15 protein-coding genes are annotated in these 20040 nt (G+C 33.9%); 10 read left to right on the top strand and 5 right to left on the bottom strand.

The annotated features are described in order from the left end of the window. Positions 1-110: 110 nt before the first annotated feature. From O6P34_RS02815 to queG, 10 genes are all read left to right on the top strand, one after another. Positions 111-1382, top strand: a complete 1272-nt coding sequence (locus O6P34_RS02815; protein WP_269685817.1) for a c-type cytochrome — start codon at positions 111-113, stop codon at positions 1380-1382. A 29-nt stretch (positions 1383-1411) separates the two neighbouring features. Further along, complete coding sequence (locus O6P34_RS02810) at positions 1412-4468, top strand: TAT-variant-translocated molybdopterin oxidoreductase (RefSeq protein WP_269685816.1); 3057 nt, start codon at positions 1412-1414, stop codon at positions 4466-4468. Positions 4469-4505: 37 nt separating this feature from the next. Then, positions 4506-5909, top strand: a complete 1404-nt coding sequence (gene nrfD, locus O6P34_RS02805) for an NrfD/PsrC family molybdoenzyme membrane anchor subunit (protein ID WP_269685815.1) — start codon at positions 4506-4508, stop codon at positions 5907-5909. Beyond that, entirely contained in the window at positions 5902-6426 is a 525-nt protein-coding gene (locus O6P34_RS02800; RefSeq protein ID WP_269685814.1) for a DUF3341 domain-containing protein, read from the top strand. Before nrfD ends, O6P34_RS02800 begins: the two co-directional genes overlap by 8 nt. An 8-nt stretch (positions 6427-6434) precedes the next feature. Beyond that, on the top strand, positions 6435-6980 hold the full coding sequence (locus O6P34_RS02795; protein WP_269685813.1) for a c-type cytochrome: 546 nt from the start codon (positions 6435-6437) through the stop codon (positions 6978-6980). Positions 6981-7007: 27 nt separating this feature from the next. Continuing rightward, a complete protein-coding gene (locus O6P34_RS02790; protein ID WP_269685812.1) occupies positions 7008-8357 on the top strand; it encodes a cation-translocating P-type ATPase in 1350 nt (449 codons plus the stop codon). 18 nt (positions 8358-8375) lie between these two features. Beyond that, positions 8376-9530 carry a cytochrome c oxidase subunit II gene (locus tag O6P34_RS02785; RefSeq protein ID WP_269685811.1) on the top strand — a complete coding sequence of 385 codons (1155 nt, stop codon included), beginning with the start codon at positions 8376-8378 and terminating at the stop codon, positions 9528-9530. A gap of 29 nt (positions 9531-9559) precedes the next feature. Then, complete coding sequence (locus tag O6P34_RS02780) at positions 9560-11356, top strand: cytochrome c oxidase subunit I (protein ID WP_269685810.1); 1797 nt, start codon at positions 9560-9562, stop codon at positions 11354-11356. A 135-nt stretch (positions 11357-11491) separates the two neighbouring features. Next, positions 11492-12514 carry a Holliday junction branch migration DNA helicase RuvB gene (ruvB, locus tag O6P34_RS02775; RefSeq protein WP_269685809.1) on the top strand — a complete coding sequence of 341 codons (1023 nt, stop codon included), beginning with the start codon at positions 11492-11494 and terminating at the stop codon, positions 12512-12514. Positions 12515-12654: 140 nt separating this feature from the next. Further along, positions 12655-13578, top strand: a complete 924-nt coding sequence (queG, locus tag O6P34_RS02770) for a tRNA epoxyqueuosine(34) reductase QueG (RefSeq protein WP_269686717.1) — start codon at positions 12655-12657, stop codon at positions 13576-13578. On the opposite strand, the gene O6P34_RS02765 is transcribed toward queG, so the two are convergent. The 5 genes from O6P34_RS02765 to O6P34_RS02745 all read right to left on the bottom strand — a co-directional run bounded on the left by O6P34_RS02765 (position 13570) and on the right by O6P34_RS02745 (position 20019). Next, positions 13570-14601 carry a LacI family DNA-binding transcriptional regulator gene (locus tag O6P34_RS02765; RefSeq protein WP_269685808.1) on the bottom strand — a complete coding sequence of 344 codons (1032 nt, stop codon included), beginning with the start codon at positions 14599-14601 and terminating at the stop codon, positions 13570-13572. The two genes, queG and O6P34_RS02765, sit on opposite strands and share 9 nt — an antisense overlap. A 251-nt stretch (positions 14602-14852) precedes the next feature. Next, complete coding sequence (locus O6P34_RS02760; RefSeq protein WP_269685807.1) at positions 14853-15872, bottom strand: LacI family DNA-binding transcriptional regulator; 1020 nt, start codon at positions 15870-15872, stop codon at positions 14853-14855. A gap of 116 nt (positions 15873-15988) precedes the next feature. Beyond that, on the bottom strand, positions 15989-17734 hold the full coding sequence (locus O6P34_RS02755; RefSeq protein ID WP_269685806.1) for a glycoside hydrolase family 13 protein: 1746 nt from the start codon (positions 17732-17734) through the stop codon (positions 15989-15991). Positions 17735-17803: 69 nt separating this feature from the next. Further along, positions 17804-18688, bottom strand: coding sequence for a carbohydrate kinase family protein (locus O6P34_RS02750; protein WP_269685805.1), 885 nt, complete (start codon positions 18686-18688; stop codon positions 17804-17806). A 5-nt stretch (positions 18689-18693) separates the two neighbouring features. Next, positions 18694-20019: a sugar porter family MFS transporter gene (locus O6P34_RS02745; RefSeq protein WP_269685804.1), complete on the bottom strand. Its 1326-nt coding sequence runs from the start codon at positions 20017-20019 to the stop codon at positions 18694-18696. Between the last annotated feature and the right edge of the window lie 21 nt (positions 20020-20040).

Genomic DNA, 20040 nt, shown 5'->3' with positions numbered 1-20040 from the left:
TAGTTCTTAAGTCGTATTTTTGTCCAAGTTTAAAAAGAATGTATTCGTTTTTTCTCTAAATACTTATAGAAAAAACCGTACCAATTTTTAGTAGATAATCATTATACTATATGAAAAAGGTGGGTAACCATAATTCGATCTCAAGGAAATTATATTTTGGCTTAGCTTTAATGTTCATTTTCTCTTTAACTTCATTTGCTCAAGATCCTGCAAAAGGGAAAGAGCTTTTTAATGCAAATTGTGCTGCATGTCATAAATTAGATGCAAAAGCTACGGGTCCTGCTCTTAGAGGAGTTGCTTCTAAATATGAAATGTCGTGGATTTACAAATGGGTAGCTAATAGTTCTGATTTGATTAAATCGGGAGATGCGGCTGCAGTAAAGGTTTTTGAAGAAAACAATAAGGCCGTAATGACTGCTTTTCCTCAATTGTCTACAGAGGATGTAGATAATATTATCGCTTACACTTCAGAGCCAAAAGCTGAAGCTCCTGCTGCAACCGGTTCGGCTGCTACTCCAGGAACTCCTGCTCCTGAGGTTGGGATTTCAAACGATATAATATTAGGTGCTCTTAGTCTTGTTATGGCTATGCTTGTAGTTATGTTGTTCTTAGTGAATAATGTTTTACGTAAAGTGGCTAAGGCAAATAATATTGAAGTTGCTTTAAAAGAGCCTACAACTCCAATTTGGAAAGCATTTGCTAGAAACCAATTTTTGGTTTTGGTTACTTCAATTTTCTTGCTGTTGGCTAGTGCGTACTTTGTGTATGGCTATTTGATGCAGGTTGGTGTTGATCAAAATTATGAGCCAATTCAGCCAATTCATTATTCTCACAGGATACATGCAGGAGATAATGAAATCAATTGTAAGTATTGTCACTCTGCTGCAAGAGTTAGTAAAAATGCTGGTATTCCTTCTTTGAATGTTTGTATGAACTGTCATAAAAACATATCGGAAGTTGCTGAAACTACTGCTACTCCAGAGTACAGCAAAGCATTTTATGATGAACAAATTCAAAAATTATATACTGCTGTTGGATGGGATAAAACCACTCAATCGTATACTGGGAAAACTCAGCCAGTTAAATGGGTTCGTATTCATAATTTACCTGACTTTGTTTATTTCAATCACTCACAACACGTAACTGTTGCTGGAGTAGAATGTCAGACTTGTCATGGTCCAGTTCAAGAGTATGAAATTCAAAAACAATTTGCTCCATTAACAATGGGTTGGTGTATAGATTGCCATAGAAAAACCGATGTTAAAATGGAAGGCAATGAGTATTATACTAAAATTCATGAGCAACTTTCTAAAAAATATGGTGTAGACAAATTGACTGCTGCACAAATGGGAGGTTTAGAATGTGGTAAATGTCACTATTAATCAAATTATTAAGATTTTAATATTTATATATGTCATCAAACAAAAAATACTGGAAAAGTGTTGAAGAACTAGACGGAAATAGTTCTATTGTTGAGGCGCTTAAAAATAACGAATTTGTTGAAGAAATCCCTACAGATGAATTTCTGGGTAATAATGATGCTTTGTCATCCTCTTCTACAACACGTCGTGATTTTTTAAAGTACGTTGGATTTAGTACTGCAGCAGCTACGCTTGCAGCTTGCGAAGGGCCTGTTCATAAGTCAATTCCTTATGTTTTGCAGCCTGAGCAAATTATTCCGGGTGTTGCCGACTATTATGCGACTTCTGTTTTTGACGGTTTTGATTTTGCTAATATTTTAGTAAAAACACGTGAAGGGCGTCCTATTAAAATAGATAATAATACTATCGCTGGAGCTAAATTTACTGCTAATGCTAGAATTCATGCATCTATTTTATCATTGTATGATAGTATGCGTTTGAAAGAGCCAAAAGTTGAGGGTAAAAACGCAACTTGGTCAGATGTAAATTCAAAAATAGCTTCAAATTTAGTTGATGCTAAAGCAAAAGGTGGTCAAGTAGTATTGTTAACAAATACTTTAGCGAGTCCGTCAACTGAAAAGTTGATAGCTGATTTTATTGCTAAAAATCCAAACTCTAAACACGTAGTTTACGATGCTGTTTCTTCTTCGGAAGCTCTTGATGCATTTGAAACGGTTTACGGTGAAAGAGCTTTGGTTGATTATGATTTCTCAAAAGCTTCTCTTATAGTTTCTGTCGGTGCTGATTTTCTTGGAGACTGGCAAGGTGGAGGTTATGATTCTGGATATGCTCAAGGCAGAATTCCTAAAAACGGAAAAATGTCTCGTCATTTCCAACTAGAAGCTAACATGACTTTGTCTGGAGCTGCGGCTGATAAGCGATTAGCGATGTCATCTGCAAATCAAAAACAGGCATTAGTGCATATATATAATGTAGTAACTGGTTCTTCTGTAGCTTTAAATTTAGATGATAAATTTAAAGTTGAAGTAAATAAAGCAGCTCAACAATTAAAAGCTGCAGGTTCTAAAGGTGTTTTAGTTTCTGGAATTCAAGATAAAAATGCTCAATTATTAGTTTTGGCTATTAATCAAGTTTTGGCTAGTGAGGCTTTTACTACTTCAGGTGTAAGGCAAATTAGAAAAGGTTCTAGCGAAAAAGTGGCTCAATTGATTAAAGAAATGAATGCAGGAAGTGTTCATACTTTAATTATGAGTGGAGTTAACCCGGTATATACTTTAGCTGATAGTGCTTCATTTGTTGAAGGGCTTAAAAAAGTAAAAACTTCAGTTGCTTTTTCTTTGAAAGAAGATGAGACGGCTTTAGTGAGTACCATTGCGGCTCCTGTTCCTCATTATTTAGAATCTTGGAACGACTTAAGTCTTACAAAAGGAACTTATAGTTTAACTCAACCTACAATTCGACCTTTATTCAATACAAAACAATTTCAAGATGTTTTATTGTCATTGAATGGATTGACTGGTACTTTTTATGATTATTTAAAAGCGAATTCTGCTGGTATTATTGCAGGTTCTTCTTGGAATAAAGTGTTGCATGATGGTGTTTTTATTGGTGCGATTACTAGTGTTTCTGGAGGTACTGCTGATTACACTGGAGCAGCAAATGCATTAGCACAATCAAAAGCTTCTCAAGGACTTGAATTAGTTTTGTATACTAAAACAGGTATGGGAGATGGACAGCAAGCTAATAATCCATGGTTGCAGGAATTTCCTGATCCAATTACGAGAGTTTCATGGGATAACTATGTTACAGTTTCGAATGCTGATGCTAAGACATTAGGTCTTTCTAATGAAATTGTAGCTAACGGTGGTTTGAATGGTAGTTATGCTACGATTACAACTGTTGATGGATTGAAATTAGAAAATGTACCTGTAATTGTTCAGCCAGGGCAAGCTGTGGGTACTGTAGGTTTAGCTTTAGGTTACGGACGTAAAGCGGCTTTGAAAGAAGAAATGATGGTAGGTTTAAACGCTTACTCTTTATATAAAGGATTTAATAATGTTCAATCTGTATCATTGGTTAAAGCTGGAGGAGAGCATGAGTTCGCTTGTGTTCAAGGGCAGAAAACATTAATGGGTAGAGGAGATATTATTAAAGAAACTTCTTTAGAAATCTTTAATACAAAAGATGCTAAAGAATGGAATCCTCAACCGATGGTATCTTTAGATCATAAAGAAGTTGAAGCTACTAAAGTTGATTTATGGGATTCATTTGATCGTTCTGTTGGGCATCATTTTAATCTTTCAATTGATTTAAACGCTTGTACGGGTTGTGGAGCATGTGTTATTGCTTGTCATGCTGAAAACAATGTACCGGTTGTTGGAAAATCTGAAGTTAGAAGAAGTCGTGATATGCACTGGTTGCGTATTGACAGATATTATTCTTCTGAAAGTACTTTTGAAGGAGATAACGAAAGAAAAGAAAATATAGCAGGTTTGTCAAGTTCATTGTCAACATTTAACGAAATGGAAAAAGCAGGAGATAATCCTCAAGTTTCTTTCCAGCCAGTTATGTGTCAACATTGTAACCACGCGCCTTGTGAAACAGTTTGTCCGGTTGCTGCTACATCTCATAGCCGTCAAGGTCAAAATAATATGGCGTATAACAGATGTGTTGGTACTCGTTACTGTGCAAACAACTGTCCTTATAAAGTACGTCGTTTTAACTGGTTCTTATATAGCAAAAATAGCGAGTTTGATTATCATATGAATGATGATTTAGGTCGTATGGTTTTAAATCCGGATGTGAATGTTCGTTCTCGTGGAGTTATGGAAAAATGTTCAATGTGTATTCAAATGACACAAGCAACAATTTTAAAAGCGAAAAGAGAAGGAAGAGCTATCGTAGATGGTGAATTCCAAACGGCATGTTCAAGTGCTTGTTCTACTGGAGCAATGGTATTTGGAGATATTAATGATAAGGAAGCTAAAGTTGCTGAGTTAGTAGCTGATGAAAGAATGTATCATTTATTAGAGCATGTTGGAACAAAACCTAATGTGATTTATCACGTTAAAGTTAGAAATACATAGTACAAAAATTAATTAATAAGAAACAAGATAAAGGATTATGTCGTCTCACTACGAAGCAACCATTAGAAAACCTTTAGTTATAGGTGATAAAACTTATCACGACGTAACAGTAGATGTAGCTGCACCTGTTGAAGGTAAGGCAAATAAACATTGGTGGATTGTGTTTTCAATCGCATTAACAGCTTTCCTTTGGGGATTGGGCTGTATCATCTACACCGTATCTACAGGTATTGGAACATGGGGATTAAATAAAACTGTTGGATGGGCTTGGGATATCACAAACTTTGTTTGGTGGGTAGGTATCGGTCACGCAGGAACATTAATTTCTGCTGTATTATTACTTTTCCGTCAGCGATGGAGAATGGCTATTAACCGTTCTGCGGAAGCAATGACTATTTTCTCAGTTATACAAGCGGGTTTATTTCCAATCATACACATGGGGCGTCCATGGTTAGCGTATTGGGTTTTACCTATACCTAATCAGTTTGGTTCTTTATGGGTGAATTTTAACTCTCCATTATTATGGGACGTTTTTGCAATTTCTACATATCTTTCGGTTTCATTAGTTTTCTGGTGGACTGGTTTATTGCCTGATTTTGCCATGTTACGTGATAGAGCTATAACGCCTTTTAATAAAAGAGTATATTCAATATTGAGTTTCGGATGGAGCGGTAGAGCTAAAGATTGGCAACGTTTTGAGGAAGTATCTTTAGTACTTGCAGGTTTAGCTACTCCACTTGTACTTTCTGTGCATACTATTGTATCTATGGACTTTGCTACTTCAGTTATTCCAGGATGGCATACTACGATTTTTCCTCCGTACTTTGTTGCTGGAGCAGTTTTCTCTGGATTTGCAATGGTAAATACCTTGCTTATCATTATGAGAAAAGTTTCTAACCTTGAGGCTTATATTACTATTCAACACATTGAGTTGATGAATATCGTTATCATGATTACTGGTTCTATTGTAGGGGTTGCCTATATTACTGAATTGTTTGTTGCTTGGTATTCAGGAGTTGAATATGAACAATACGCTTTCTTAAACAGAGCAACTGGACCTTACTGGTGGGCATATTGGTCAATGATGACTTGTAATGTGTTCTCTCCTCAATTTATGTGGTTCAAAAAATTAAGAACAAGTATTATGTTCTCTTTTATAATTTCAATTGTTGTAAATATTGGAATGTGGTTTGAAAGATTTGTAATCATTGTAACTTCATTACACAGAGATTACCTTCCTTCTTCATGGACAATGTTTTCACCTACATTTGTTGATATTGGAATTTTCATAGGAACAATTGGTTTCTTCTTTGTATTGTTTTTGTTGTACTCTAGAACATTCCCTGTAATTGCTCAGGCAGAGGTTAAAACAATATTGAAAGGAACAGGAGATAATTACAAAAGAGAAAGAGAAGCAAATAAAGATTCACATCATGAGTAATAAAGTAATATACGCCATTTATAATGACGATGATATATTGATGGATGCCGTAAAGAAAACTCGTGCAGCTCATCATCATATTGAAGAAGTTTTTACTCCATTTCCGGTTCACGGTTTGGATAAAGCAATGGGACTTGCGCCAACACGATTAGCAATTTGTGCCTTTTTATATGGTATATGTGGTATATCTTTTGGGACTTGGATGATGAATTATATTATGATTCAAGATTGGCCACAAGATATTGGTGGAAAACCGAGTTTTAGCTATATTGAAAACATGCCGGCTTTTGTGCCAATTATGTTTGAAGAAACAGTATTTTTTGCTGCCCACTTAATGGTTATTACTTTTTATATGAGAAGTAAATTATGGCCTTTTAAAGAAGCAGAAAATCCAGATGTTAGAACAACAGATGATCATTTTTTGATGGAAGTTGCTGTAAATGAAAACGAAGAGGAATTAGTTTCTTTTTTCAAATCTACAGGAGCTGTTGAAGTTAAAGTAATAGAAAAGCAGTAATCATAGCTATGAAAAGGATATATAAAATAACACTTTTATTTGGTTTTACGGTTTTAGTTTCGTCTTGTCATGATAAGACACAGCCAAACTATCAGTACTTTCCAAACATGTACGAATCGGTAGGGTATGAGACTTACTCTGAGTCAAATGCTTTTAAAGATGGTAAAGAAGGTCAACTTCCGGCCAAAGGTTCTATAAACAGAGGATTTGAAGTATACGAATATGAAAATTCTACTGCTGGTTATGAGTTAGCTAAAGCTAATTTAAAATCCCCTTTGGATTCTTTAAGTAAAAATTTAGATAAAGGAAAAGAACTTTTTGAAATTTATTGCATAAGTTGTCACGGTGCTTCAGGAAATGGTAAAGGTAAATTAGTGGAAAGAGAAAAATTTCTTGGTGTTCCAAGTTATGCTGATAGACCTATTACTGAAGGAAGTGTATTTCACGTAATAACTTACGGTTTAAATGCAATGGGCTCACATGCTAATCAATTGAGTGCCCATGAACGATGGTTAGTTACTGACTATGTTCTAAAACTAAAAAGTGAATTATAATTGTTGAACAAACTGATCGTAATAGATATGTATACATTTTCAAGTAAATTAAAAACTTTCTCTCTCATCTTAATGGCTGTTGGTCTTTTAGGAATTGGATATGGTTTTTTAACTGCACCTAAAGATATTCAGGAAGTTGAAAAACTTCTTGCCGCAGGTAGTCATGGTGAGCATGCTGCTGTAGCACACGAAGTTGAAAAATCTTCACATGAAGCTGGCGTTACTGCTGAACACAAAGATGTTGCTGATGCCAAAGAAGCTGCAGAACATAATGAGCATTTAACTCATGTTTTACATCAATTACAAAACAAGCCTTGGTCTGCTTTGTATGTTGCTTGTATTTTCTTTTTATTGATTTCTATGGGAGTTTTAGCTTTTTATGCTATTCAACAAGTAGCTCAGGCTGGTTGGTCTCCTGTTTTATTTAGAGTGATGCAGGGTATAACGGCTTATTTGCCTGTAGGTTCTGTCTTACTCTTTATATTCTTAGTTTTATCGGGTCTTCACTTTAATCATCTTTTTATTTGGTTAGACCCGGAAGTTGTTGCGCATGATGAAATTATTTCAAATAAAGCAGGTTATTTAAATTTCCCTTTTTGGATTGTTAGAGCGGCTATATTTTTAATTGGTTGGAATTTATATCGTTATTTTTCTAGAAAAAATTGTTTGGCTCAAGATGAAGCTCAAGATGATCTTAACTACAAAAAGAACTTTAAAATTTCTGCAGGTTTTTTAGTTTTCTTTATCGTTTCAGAATCTATAATGTCTTGGGATTGGATTATGTCTATAGATCCTCACTGGTTTAGTACATTATTTGGATGGTATGTTTTTGCAAGTTTTTTTGTTAGTGGTATAACAATGATTGCAATGGTAACTTTATACCTGAAATCTAAAGGATATTTAGAATATGTTAATACAAGTCATATTCATGATTTAGCTAAATTCATGTTTGGAATTAGCGTTTTCTGGACTTATTTGTGGTTCTCACAATTCATGTTGATCTGGTATGCTAATATACCTGAAGAGGTAACTTATTTTATTACAAGAATTCAACTTTACAATCTTCCTTTCTTTGGAGCTGTAGTTATGAATTTCCTTTTTCCTTTATTGATTTTAATAAACACGGATTTCAAAAGAATTACATGGATACTTGTTATGGCTGGAATTGTGATTTTATTAGGTCATTACATTGATTTCTTCAATATGATTATGCCTGGTACAGTTGGTGACCAATGGTTTATTGGAGTTTCAGAAATTGCATCTGTTCTTTTCTTTCTTGGACTATTTATATATGTTGTATTTACAGCATTAACAAAAGTTCCATTGTTGCCAAAAAGAAATCCATTTATAGAAGAAAGTAAACATTTTCATTATTAATTTTAAAGAAAAAAACAGATGACAAGTTTGTTGGTAATTATAGTTTTAGTTTTATTAGCTGTTGCGCTTTGGCAATTGACGAAAATTTTTGATCTTACTCAAGTAGGAAACACTTCGGACGATTCTCAAGTAGCTACAGACAATGATAATAACGTACAAGGTTATTTGATGTTTGGTTTCTTAGCTTTTATTTATATTTTTACAATTTACGGATTGATAAAATGGGGGTCTTTGGTGCTTCACACTCCTGCTTCAGAACATGGAAGTGATGTTGATAATTTAATGAATATCACATGGGTTTTAATATTCACAGTTCAAGCTATAACTCAAGTCCTTTTGCATTTCTTTGCTTTTAAATACAGAGGAAATAAAGATAAAAGAGCCTTATATTTTGCAGACAACAATAAGCTAGAAGCAATTTGGAGTGTTATTCCTGCTGTAGTTTTAGCCGGATTGATATTATATGGTTTGTATGCTTGGAACAATATCATGTTTGTTGACGAAGAAGAGGATACTATTGTTATCGAATTGTACGCTCAACAATTTAACTGGAAAGCTAGATATTCAGGAAATGATAATGTACTTGGAAAAGCAAATGTGCGTTACATAGAAGGAGCAAATTCTGTTGGTGTAGATTTGTCTGATCCGTATTCACAAGATGATATTGTCGTTACTGAATTGCATATACCGAAGGGGAAAAAGATACATTTCAAAATGCGTTCTCAAGATGTTTTGCATTCTGCTTATATGCCTCACTTTAGAGCACAAATGAATTGTGTTCCTGGAATGGTTACTGAGTTTGCTTTTGTACCTGTATACACTACTGCAGAATATAGAGAGTTGCCTTACATGGTTGAAAAAGTAGCTAATATTAATGCATTGAGAGCAAAAAAGAGTATAGAATTAGTAGCTAAAGGTCAAACTGCTCTTGATCCTTATACTTTTGACTACTTATTGCTTTGTAATAAAATTTGTGGAGCGTCACATTACAACATGCAAATGAAAGTTATTGTTGACACACCAGAAGATTATAAAAAATGGTTAAGCGATAAAGTAACTTTAGTGGATGAAGTAAAAGCCGCTAAAACTCCTGCTCCAGTTGATGGCGCTACAGGTGTAGATTCTACTAAAACTAACGATTCAGCAGCTGTTGCAAAAATAGCTATGAAATAATTATTAAGAAAAATTTAAAGTAAACATATATGTCAGCAGAAGGTCACGATCACGGACACGAACACGAACAGGAACATCATCATAAAGAAACGTTTATTACTAAATACATTTTTAGTATAGATCATAAAATGATAGCTAAACAATACCTGATAACTGGTATTATTATGGGTATTATTGGTGTTGGTATGTCAATGCTATTTAGAATGCAATTAGCTTGGCCTGAAGAATCTTTCAAAATTTTCAACATATTATTAGGTGATAAATTTGCTCCTGATGGTGTTATGGCAAATGATATTTATTTAGCCTTGGTTACTATACATGGAACTATAATGGTTTTCTTTGTATTAACTGCCGGTTTAAGTGGAACATTTAGTAATTTACTGATACCACTTCAAATTGGAGCCAGAGATATGGCTTCCGGTTTTATGAATATGATTTCTTATTGGTTGTTTTTCTTATCAAGTGTAATCATGGTTTGTTCTTTATTTGTTGAAGCTGGACCAGCTTCTTCAGGTTGGACTATATATCCTCCTTTAAGCGCATTGCCACAAGCAATTCCTGGTTCTGGTATGGGTATGACTCTTTGGTTAATTTCTATGGCTATTTTTATCGCTTCCTCTTTAATGGGATCTTTAAACTATGTTGTTACTGTAATTAACCTAAGAACAAAAGGAATGACAATGACAAGATTGCCTCTTACTATTTGGGCTTTCTTTGTAACGGCTATTATTGGTATAGTTTCATTCCCAGTATTGTTATCTGCGGCTTTATTATTGATTTTTGATAGAAGTTTTGGTACATCATTCTTCTTGTCTGATATTTATATTGCTGGTGAAGTATTACATTATCAAGGTGGATCTCCTGTTTTGTTTGAACACTTATTCTGGTTTTTAGGACATCCTGAAGTTTATATCGTTTTATTACCTGCTTTAGGTATCACATCAGAAATTATAGCGACTAACTCACGTAAACCAATTTTTGGTTACAGAGCAATGATTATGTCCATCTTAGCAATTGCCTTTTTATCTACAATTGTTTGGGGTCACCATATGTTCGTTTCTGGTATGAATCCATTTTTAGGATCTGTATTTACATTTACAACATTACTTATTGCAATTCCTTCCGCAGTAAAAGCATTTAATTACATCACAACGCTTTGGAAAGGTAATCTACAATTAAATCCAGCAATGTTATTTTCTATAGGTTTAGTTTCTACTTTCATAACAGGAGGTTTAACTGGGATTATCCTTGGAGATAGTACATTAGATATTAATGTTCACGATACGTATTTTGTTGTAGCTCACTTTCACTTAGTAATGGGTATTTCTGCTCTTTACGGAATGTTTGCAGGTATTTACCATTGGTTCCCAAGAATGTTTGGTAGAATGTTAAATAAAAATTTAGGATACGTTCACTTTTGGGTAACTGCAATTTGTGCTTATGGGGTATTTTTTCCAATGCACTTCATAGGATTAGCTGGTTTACCAAGACGTTATTACACAAATACAAATTTTCCTTTATTCGATGATTTACAAAACGTAAATGTTTTGATTACAACATTCGCATTAATTGGTGGAGCATTTCAATTAGTATTTTTATATAACTTTTTTGTTAGTATTTTTTACGGAAAGAAATCAGTACAAAATCCATGGAAATCTAATACATTAGAATGGACGGCTCCCGTAGAACACATACACGGTAACTGGCCGGGTGCAATTCCTGAGGTTCACAGATGGCCTTATGATTACAGTAATCCTGAGCATGATGAAGATTTTGTTCCTCAAAACGTGCCAATGAAACCAGGTGAAGCTGTTTTACACCACTAATAAAAATATAAAACCTCTTCGAAAGAAGAGGTTTTTTTATTTTGATGAATTTTATTACTTTCTACATAAAGGTTATTTCATTAATCTATACTAATGTAATTCACCCATAAACATTACTTTCTTTATCTTTGTTACATGAATGAAAATTTAGACCCAACTACAAAAGGATATAATCCGGAAGAACTTGATCTTGAAAAAAGATTAAGGCCACTTTCTTTTGATGATTTTGCCGGCCAAGATCAAATTCTTGAAAATCTAAAAGTTTTTGTTCAAGCGGCTAATCAAAGAAACGAAGCGCTTGATCATACTCTTTTTCACGGACCTCCGGGATTAGGTAAAACAACGTTGGCAAATATTCTGGCTAATGAATTGCAAGTTGGTATAAAAATAACTTCTGGTCCAGTTTTAGATAAGCCAGGTGACCTTGCTGGATTGTTGACTAATCTCGAAGAACGAGATGTGTTATTTATTGACGAAATACACCGTTTAAGCCCCATAGTCGAAGAATATCTGTATTCCGCAATGGAAGACTTTAAAATTGATATTATGATTGAATCTGGGCCCAATGCCCGTACAGTTCAAATCAATTTAAATCCGTTTACACTTATCGGTGCAACCACGCGTTCAGGGTTGCTTACAGCTCCTATGAGAGCTCGTTTTGGTATTTCCTCCCGCTTACAATACTATACAACTGAACTTTTAACTACCATAGTTGAGAGAAGTGCTACCATTTTAAAAATGCCAATTTCCTATGAAGCAGCTATAGAAATTGCAGGAAGAAGTAGAGGAACACCTCGTATAGCTAATGCTTTATTGCGTCGTGTGCGTGATTTTGCACAAATTAAAGGAAATGGTACAATAGACATTGAAATAGCCCGATATAGCCTGAAAGCGCTTAATGTTGATGCTCACGGACTGGATGAGATGGATAATAAAATACTAAATACCATCATAGATAAATTTAAGGGTGGACCAGTAGGTTTGTCAACTTTGGCAACAGCCGTATCTGAAAGCAGCGAAACAATAGAAGAGGTTTATGAACCGTTCTTAATTCAAGAAGGATTTATCATGCGAACACCTAGAGGCAGGGAAGTTACCGATAAAGCATACAGACATTTAGGGAAAATTAAAACAAATATTCAGGGTGGATTATTTTAATCTTTTTTAAAATTTAACAAGGAGCCGTTTCCTGCTATCCGCTATATCTTTCCCTTCCTAAAGAAAGAAGGCAAAGGATGTCGCTACTATCAGGGCTAGTTCCACACAAGTTCTTTTTCTGTTTAAAACACCTATTTAACATCATAGACACCAAATCAAAATACACACAATTCATCAAATCCGAAGCCAAGCGCCTCGGGTTTTTATCTTGTGGGATATCTAAAGCTGCTTTTTTAGAACAGGAAGCACCAAGGCTTGAGAATTGGTTAAACAATCAAAGAAATGGACAAATGTCCTATATGGAAAATAATTTCGATAAACGTTTGAATCCAACTTTACTTGTTGACGACGCTAAAAGTGTAATCTCACTTTTATTGAATTATTATCCTTCAGAATTTCAAAATCCAGACTCTTTTAAAATCTCAAAATATGCATATGGAGAAGACTATCATTCTGTTATAAAAGAAAAATTAAAAGAGCTTTTGTTTTCGATACAAGAAAACATCGGTGAAGTATCCGGACGCGCTTTTGTTGATTCAGCGCCGGTTCTTGACAAAGCTTGGGCTGCCAAAAGTGGTTTGGGTTGGATAGGTAAAAACAGTAATTTGTTGACCCGGAAAGTAGGTTCTTTTTACTTTATTGCCGAACTCATAATTGATTTAGATTTAGAATACGATTTTGCTACCACAGATCATTGCGGTACATGTACGGCTTGTATCGATGCGTGTCCGACAGAAGCTATAATTGCGCCATATCAGGTTGATGGGAGCAAGTGTATTTCTTATTTTACAATTGAACTCAAGGAAAACATTCCTGATGAAATGCAAGGTAAGTTTGATGATTGGGCTTTTGGATGTGATATTTGTCAAGACGTTTGCCCTTGGAATAAATTTTCAAAACCACATAATGAACCACTATTTAATCCAAAACCAGAATTGCTATCAATGTCCAAAAAAGATTGGGAAGAAATAACAGAAGAAACGTTTAAAGTTATCGCCAAAAATTCTCCTCTAAAAAGAACTAAGTTTTCCGGAATAAAAAGAAATATTGATTTTTTAAGATAGTTTTTTCATACTGGATTCTCGAACAATCAAAGCAGTTTCTAATTCAACTGTTCGTGGTTTAAACGGCATATCTTCTTTACGGCAATTCATTTCTTCTAATAGTAAATTAAAAGAAACTATCCCCATTTCATGACTAGGCTGGTCAATTGTACTTAGTTTAGGAGTTATTACTTGCGACATAAACCAATTACTAAAGCCAATTATTGCAACTTGTTCAGGAACCTTAATGTTGTTTTCATTAAAATAAGCCAAAGCACCTACCGCAACTAAATCTGTAATTGCAAAAATACCATCAACCTCCGGATGTTCTTTGATAATTTGTTCGGCAAAGTATTTCCCCTCCTCAAAAGTTACCTTTTCACAAGTATAAATTAATTTTGAATCAAAAGGAATGTTGTTTTTTTCCAAAGCTTTTTTATATCCAATGTAGCGATCAATAGAATTTTGTGGATTTAATGGCCCTCGGATATGAGCAATTTTTTTACAACCATTATCAATTAAATGTTGAGTAGCATTAAAGGCAGCTTTCTGATCATCAATTATTACTTTTGAACACGTGGTCAATTTTGCAATTTTGTCAAACATAACAAACGGAATATTTCGATTGATTATGCCCTTTATATGCTCGTCATAGTTAGATTCATTCGATAAAGACATAATTATTCCGTCAACTCTTTTATTGATAAGAAGTTCAACTTGTTTTTTTTCTAATGCCAGCGTTTCACTCGATTGTAAAATAATAACCAGATAGCCATTTTTTTCGGCTTCATCAATAATTGCATTAATCACATTCGAAAAAAAGTGATGCATAACTTCCGGAATAATCAGTCCGATAGTTTTTGATTCTTTAGTCCTTAAGTTTACCGCAAAACTATTTGGGGTGTAATGTAAAGTTTGGGCAAGTTCAATTACCGCTTTTTTAGTTTTTTCACTAACATCGGGATAATTTTTTAGCGCTTTTGAAACAGTTGTTATAGAAATACCTAATTTGTTTGCAATTTCTTTAAGAGTGATGTCTTTCATGCAGTGTATATCTATTGGTTTATTTAAAGGAAATATAGGATAAAAGATAATGATTTATACCTTTTTTAGTCAATTTATTTTGAATGATATTCATTTAATCTTTAAAAGATTTTTGCCAAGATATTAATTTTTATTTTAAAAATATTCCAAATTTTAAAATAAACAAATTAGTATAGTTCAGTTAAATTTAAAACACATTTATTTTAGAAATCTTCAAAGATTTATTTTAAAAAGACAGACTTACTATTTTTTTAAGTAGATTCTCTTTCAATTATACTTGTTTCCAATTCAATAGATTGAAAAACAATAGGTTCGTTGTTCTTTTTTGAATGAATTTCATCAAATAATATTGTCGCTGATTTCTTTCCAATTTCAAAACCAGGTTGATCAATTGTTGTTAGTTTCGGAGATATTATACTTGACATGAACCAGTTGCTAAATCCAAAAACGGCAATTTGTTTTGGAATCGGAATGCCTATTTCGTTGAAGTATTTAATAATTCCAATTGCAACTAAATCGGTTACGGCAAAAATAGCATCAATATCAGGATGTTCTGCAATTATTTTTTTTGCGTTTTCATAGCCGTCTTCAAAATCTAAATTATTTTCACATAAATAAACCAATGAAGAATCATAAACAATGTTGTTGTCTTCAAGTGCTTTTTTATACCCTAGAAAACGGTCTATGGCATTCTGTGGTAAATAAGATCCGCGAAAATGAGCAATTTTTTTGTATCCTTTTTTTATTAGATAAGTAACCGCATCATAAGCCGCTTTCCTGTCGTTTATGGTCACTTTCGAACAGTTTATAATTTTTGCAATTTTGTCAAAAAGAACTAATGGTGTTTTGTTGGCAAGAATTGTTTTTAAATGGTCAAATTCGCCTGTCCCATTTGATAAGGAAATAAGAATCCCGTCTACTCTTTTATTCAATAAAAGGGCTACTTGTTTTTTTTCGAGTTCGTAGTTTTCATTAGATTGTAAAATAATAACCATGTAGTTTCTTTTCTCGGCTTCTTCAAGAATTCCTTCAATAACATTCGAAAAAAAGTGGTGTACAACAGTAGGAATTATTAATCCAATAGTTTTAGATTCTTTGGTTCTTAAGTTTACGGCAAAGCTATTTGGAGTATAATTTAATTCGGTTGCTAAATTTATAACCGCTTTTTTAGTCTTTTCGCTAACGTCAGAATAATTTTTTAAAGCCTTTGAAACAGTTGTTATAGAAATTCCAAGTTGTGTGGCAATTTCTTTGAGAGTAGCGTCCTTCATTTATGGAGTTTCTGATTGGTATCTATAAAAAAAACTGTTTCTTGAAAACAAATTTACAATTTAATTTGCAAATCGATTTTCAAAAAACAGTTTAACTTGAAAGATTTTATTAGGCTTTATTTAAGCTCCAAAATTACTGCTTCGTACGGACGCAAAGTATTCTTTTTTATTTTTTTGGTGTTGGAATAATTGTCTAAAATGATTTTAGATTTAGCAGTAGAAATCGAAAGGGTATAGGCTGCATTTTTTTTAGAAAAATTCAATAAAACTAATAGTTTTTTACCGTCAAGTTCCCTAGTATATGCAAATACGTCGGGATTATCTTTGTCCAAAAGTGTGTAGGCACCATAAACGAGCGTTAGGTCTTGCTTGCGCAATTGAACTACTTTTCTAAAGTAATTTAATACTGAGTTAGGGTCTTTTTCCTGAGCTTCAGCATTAATAAGACTATAATTTGGATTCACTTTCAACCATGGTTTCCCTGTTGTAAAACCGGCATTTTCAGTTGTGTCCCATTGAAAAGGTGTTCTTCCGTTTTCTCTCGAAGTCTGTTTTCGGTTTTCCATGTAAGCGTCTAAATCTCCGCCTGCATTTTTTATTTGAGTGTATTTATTTCGGGTTTCCACATCATTGTAATCATTAATATCATTAAATCGAATATTAACCATTCCCAGTTCATCACCATAATAGTAATAAGGCGTTCCGCGCATTGTCATTACAAATGTAGAAAGCATTTTGGATGATAATTCTCTAAATTCGGCGGTCTCGTTACCAAATTTACTCACCATTCTTGGCTGATCGTGATTTGCCAGAAATATAGATAGCCACCCTTTCTCTTTGAAAGTTTCATCGTATCTTGAAAATATTTGTTTGTATTTCGCAAGGCCAAAATCCTTTAAATGGTTTCCAATGTCTACACTTTCAAAATGATACGCCATATCCAATTCTTTTCGGTCTGGGTCTACAAACTGAATCGCGTCTTCTGGGGAACTTCCAGCACCTTCTGATACCGTCATAATATCATATTTGCTAAAAACTTCTCGGTTCATTTCTTGCAAATATTCATGAAGATGAGGACCAACTCCGTAATATTTGATGATGTTTTTTTCATATCCTTTTGGTAATTCCGGCCAAGAAGTATCTTTTGAAGCAAATTGAAAAGCATCCATTCTGAAACCATCAATTCCTTTGTTCAGCCAGAAACGCATGATATCATATACTTCTTGTCTTACTTTTGGGTTTTCCCAATTCAAATCTGGTTGTTTTTGAGAAAAATAATGCAGGTAATAAGCATCAGTTTGGGCATCATATTTCCAAGCTTCGCTATTCACGTCAAAAAAACTCCATCTGTAAGTTGGTTTTCCTTTTTCGGCTGGCCACCAATGGTAATAATCTCTGTATTTATTATCTCTGGAACTTTTTGATTGTTTGAACCATTCGTGCTCGTCACTACTATGATTTACCACTAAATCCATGATTAATTTGATGTTGCGTTTGTGCATTTCTTTCAATAAAAGATCAAAATTTTCCATCGTTCCAAAATCTTTCATAATTTCACGATAATCACTGATGTCGTATCCGTTATCATCGTTTGGAGAAGTGTAAATTGGGTTGAGCCAAACAGCATTAATTCCTAAACTTTTTATATAATCAAGCTTAGATATAATTCCTTTCAAATCGCCCACACCATCGCCGTCACTATCTTTAAAACTTCTTGGGTAAATCTGGTAAACAGTAGCTTCTTTCCACCATTTTTTATCAATATTTTTTAGAATTGTAGTTTTTTCATTTTGTGCAATTAATGCTGTTTTAGACAATAGCCAAAAAGCAAATAACAAAAATAAAGGCGGATTATTTTTCATGATTAATTTCAAATAAAAGGTATTATGGGGTATTGTTTATCTTTGATTAAAGTTTAAAGAATTTTAAATTTATATTTTCATAAAGTCAGCAATTGCTGCTGCTTCAATTTTGGGATTAGCCCCTTCTTTTTGAGCTACCAAAGCACCTAATGCACAGGCATAATTAATAGCAAATTGAGCGTCATTTCCGGTTAATAATTGAGTCAGTAAACCAGCCAAAAATGAATCTCCTGCACCCACGGTGTCAGCAACTTCAATTTTATAACCGCTGTTGTAATACATGGTGTCGTTATAGTATAAAACTGCGCCATGACTTCCTTTGGTCACACAAATATGTTTCGTGTTTGTTTGCTCAGCGATAAAATGAATGTTTTGTTCCAATGAGTTGTAAGGGCTGTTCATGTACTCGCTTATTTCATACAATTCATCATCATTAAATTTTATAAAATCGGCTTTGTTCATTAATTCAATCAACAATTCTTTGGTGTAAAACGGAGCACGTAAATTAACATCAAATATCTTGTATTTAGCAAGATTCATAAGGCTGAGTAGCGTCTGGTGCGAAACAAAATCTCTGCAAACTAAACTTCCAAAAACCATTGCGTCAGCATTAGCAACTGCATTTTCAGCTATTGATGTGACTTCGATTTTATCCCATGCAACAGGATAATTAATAGTGTAAGAAGCAGAACCTTTATCGTTTAATTGAACAATAACCTCTCCGGTAGATAAGTTTTCGTCTACTTGAATAGTGTCGGTAGCAACGCCATTTTCTTCAATAAAACGAATCAATTCTTTCCCTATTTCATCATTTCCAACGCGACTTATTATTTGTGCATTGATGCCAAGTGACGCCATGCGAAGCGCTACATTCAAAGGCGCTCCGCCAATTTTTCGATGTGTTGGAAAAACGTCAAATAGAACTTCTCCGAAACAGATTATTTTTTTTGTCATGAGTTTTATTTTTTTGATAGACTTTCTGATAGTTCTTCTAATGTGCGTCCTTTGGTTTCCGGCATTTTTAAGAACACCCAAAGCAATTGGAAAACCATCATAATACAGAAGATGGCAAAAACAGTTGTTGTTCCAATTTCTTTAAATAAAAACGGAATGAAAGAAGGAATCAATGCGGCTAAAACCCAGTGAACAGAAGTTCCAAAAGAGGTTCCGGCAGCTCTTAGTTTATTAGGGAATAATTCAGAAATAAATACCCAAATTACAGCTCCCTGACCTATGGCATGTGAGGCAATAAACAAGAAGAAAAACAACGGAACAGCCATTCCTTTCCATTCAAAATAGAAAGCTGTGGTAACTAATCCCAAAGAAATAATGTATCCTACTGAACCCAAATACATCAGCGTTTTTCTTCCGTATTTGTCAATTAACGATATTCCAATCATAGTAAAGATTAAATTAATCACTCCAATTCCGATACTGCTCAAAAAAGAAGCTGATTTTTCTAACCCGGCCAATTCAAAAATTCGAGGTGCATAATATAGAAAAGCATTAATACCAGATAGTTGATTGAAAAAAGCAATAAAAAAAGCCAATAGTAAAGGTTTCCTGTACTTTGCCATGAAAATAGATTCGTTTTTTCCTTCGTGAGAGGTTTCTTTTTCAATAGCTGCGATTTCCGCTTCCACTTCTGCCTCGCTATTGATTTGTTTCAAAATAGCAACTGCTTTTTCTCGGTCTTTTTTATATTCTAAAATCCAACGTGGACTTTCCGGAATTCCAAATACTAAAAGTGTGTAAATAAAAGATGGAAAAGCTTGTATTCCTAACATCCATCGCCATGCATTTTCTCCAATATCTTGTAAATAATAGTTGGATGTAAAGGCAATTAAAATTCCAAAAACAATATTGAATTGGTACAAAGCGACTAATTTTCCTCGGTCCTTAGCAGGAGCAATTTCAGAAACATAAGTTGGAGCAGCAATTGTTGAAGCCCCAATTCCGATTCCGCCAAGAAATCTGAAAATGGAAAAGAATATTGGATCATTTGCGAAAGCAGTTCCAATTGAAGAAATGAAAAATAATAATCCAATGATTATTAACGTCTTTTTTCGACCTAAAATATTAGTTGGATAGGCACCAAATATGGCACCAATAACCGTCCCCCATAATGCCGATGACATGACTACCAATCCGTGAAACAAATCAGAGGAACCCCATAATTGTTGCAATTGTTTGTCCGCACCTGAAATTACTACGGTGTCAAATCCAAATAAAAATCCTGCAAATGCAACGATAATGGACCAATAAAGTATTTTTCTGTTATTCATTATTTTGGTTTTTGGTTAGTG

It is taken from the genome of Flavobacterium lacustre, from assembly GCF_027474525.2.
Taxonomy (GTDB): Bacteria; Bacteroidota; Bacteroidia; order Flavobacteriales; family Flavobacteriaceae; genus Flavobacterium; species Flavobacterium lacustre.
This window is presented reverse-complemented; position numbering and strand designations above follow the sequence as displayed.

Excerpts from the sequence above, each read along its gene's own strand:
- O6P34_RS02800 (WP_269685814.1), top strand. The coding sequence starts at position 5,902 with ATGAGTAATAAAGTAATATACGCCATTTATAATGACGATGATATATTG.
- O6P34_RS02790 (WP_269685812.1), top strand. The coding sequence starts at position 7,008 with ATGTATACATTTTCAAGTAAATTAAAAACTTTCTCTCTCATCTTAATG.
- O6P34_RS02755 (WP_269685806.1), bottom strand. The coding sequence starts at position 17,734 with ATGAAAAATAATCCGCCTTTATTTTTGTTATTTGCTTTTTGGCTATTG.
- O6P34_RS02765 (WP_269685808.1), bottom strand. The coding sequence starts at position 14,601 with ATGAAAGACATCACTCTTAAAGAAATTGCAAACAAATTAGGTATTTCT.
- O6P34_RS02815 (WP_269685817.1), top strand. The coding sequence starts at position 111 with ATGAAAAAGGTGGGTAACCATAATTCGATCTCAAGGAAATTATATTTT.
- nrfD (WP_269685815.1), top strand. The coding sequence starts at position 4,506 with ATGTCGTCTCACTACGAAGCAACCATTAGAAAACCTTTAGTTATAGGT.
- O6P34_RS02810 (WP_269685816.1), top strand. The coding sequence starts at position 1,412 with ATGTCATCAAACAAAAAATACTGGAAAAGTGTTGAAGAACTAGACGGA.
- O6P34_RS02745 (WP_269685804.1), bottom strand. The coding sequence starts at position 20,019 with ATGAATAACAGAAAAATACTTTATTGGTCCATTATCGTTGCATTTGCA.
- O6P34_RS02780 (WP_269685810.1), top strand. The coding sequence starts at position 9,560 with ATGTCAGCAGAAGGTCACGATCACGGACACGAACACGAACAGGAACAT.
- O6P34_RS02760 (WP_269685807.1), bottom strand. The coding sequence starts at position 15,872 with ATGAAGGACGCTACTCTCAAAGAAATTGCCACACAACTTGGAATTTCT.
- O6P34_RS02795 (WP_269685813.1), top strand. The coding sequence starts at position 6,435 with ATGAAAAGGATATATAAAATAACACTTTTATTTGGTTTTACGGTTTTA.
- O6P34_RS02785 (WP_269685811.1), top strand. The coding sequence starts at position 8,376 with ATGACAAGTTTGTTGGTAATTATAGTTTTAGTTTTATTAGCTGTTGCG.
- ruvB (WP_269685809.1), top strand. The coding sequence starts at position 11,492 with ATGAATGAAAATTTAGACCCAACTACAAAAGGATATAATCCGGAAGAA.
- O6P34_RS02750 (WP_269685805.1), bottom strand. The coding sequence starts at position 18,688 with ATGACAAAAAAAATAATCTGTTTCGGAGAAGTTCTATTTGACGTTTTT.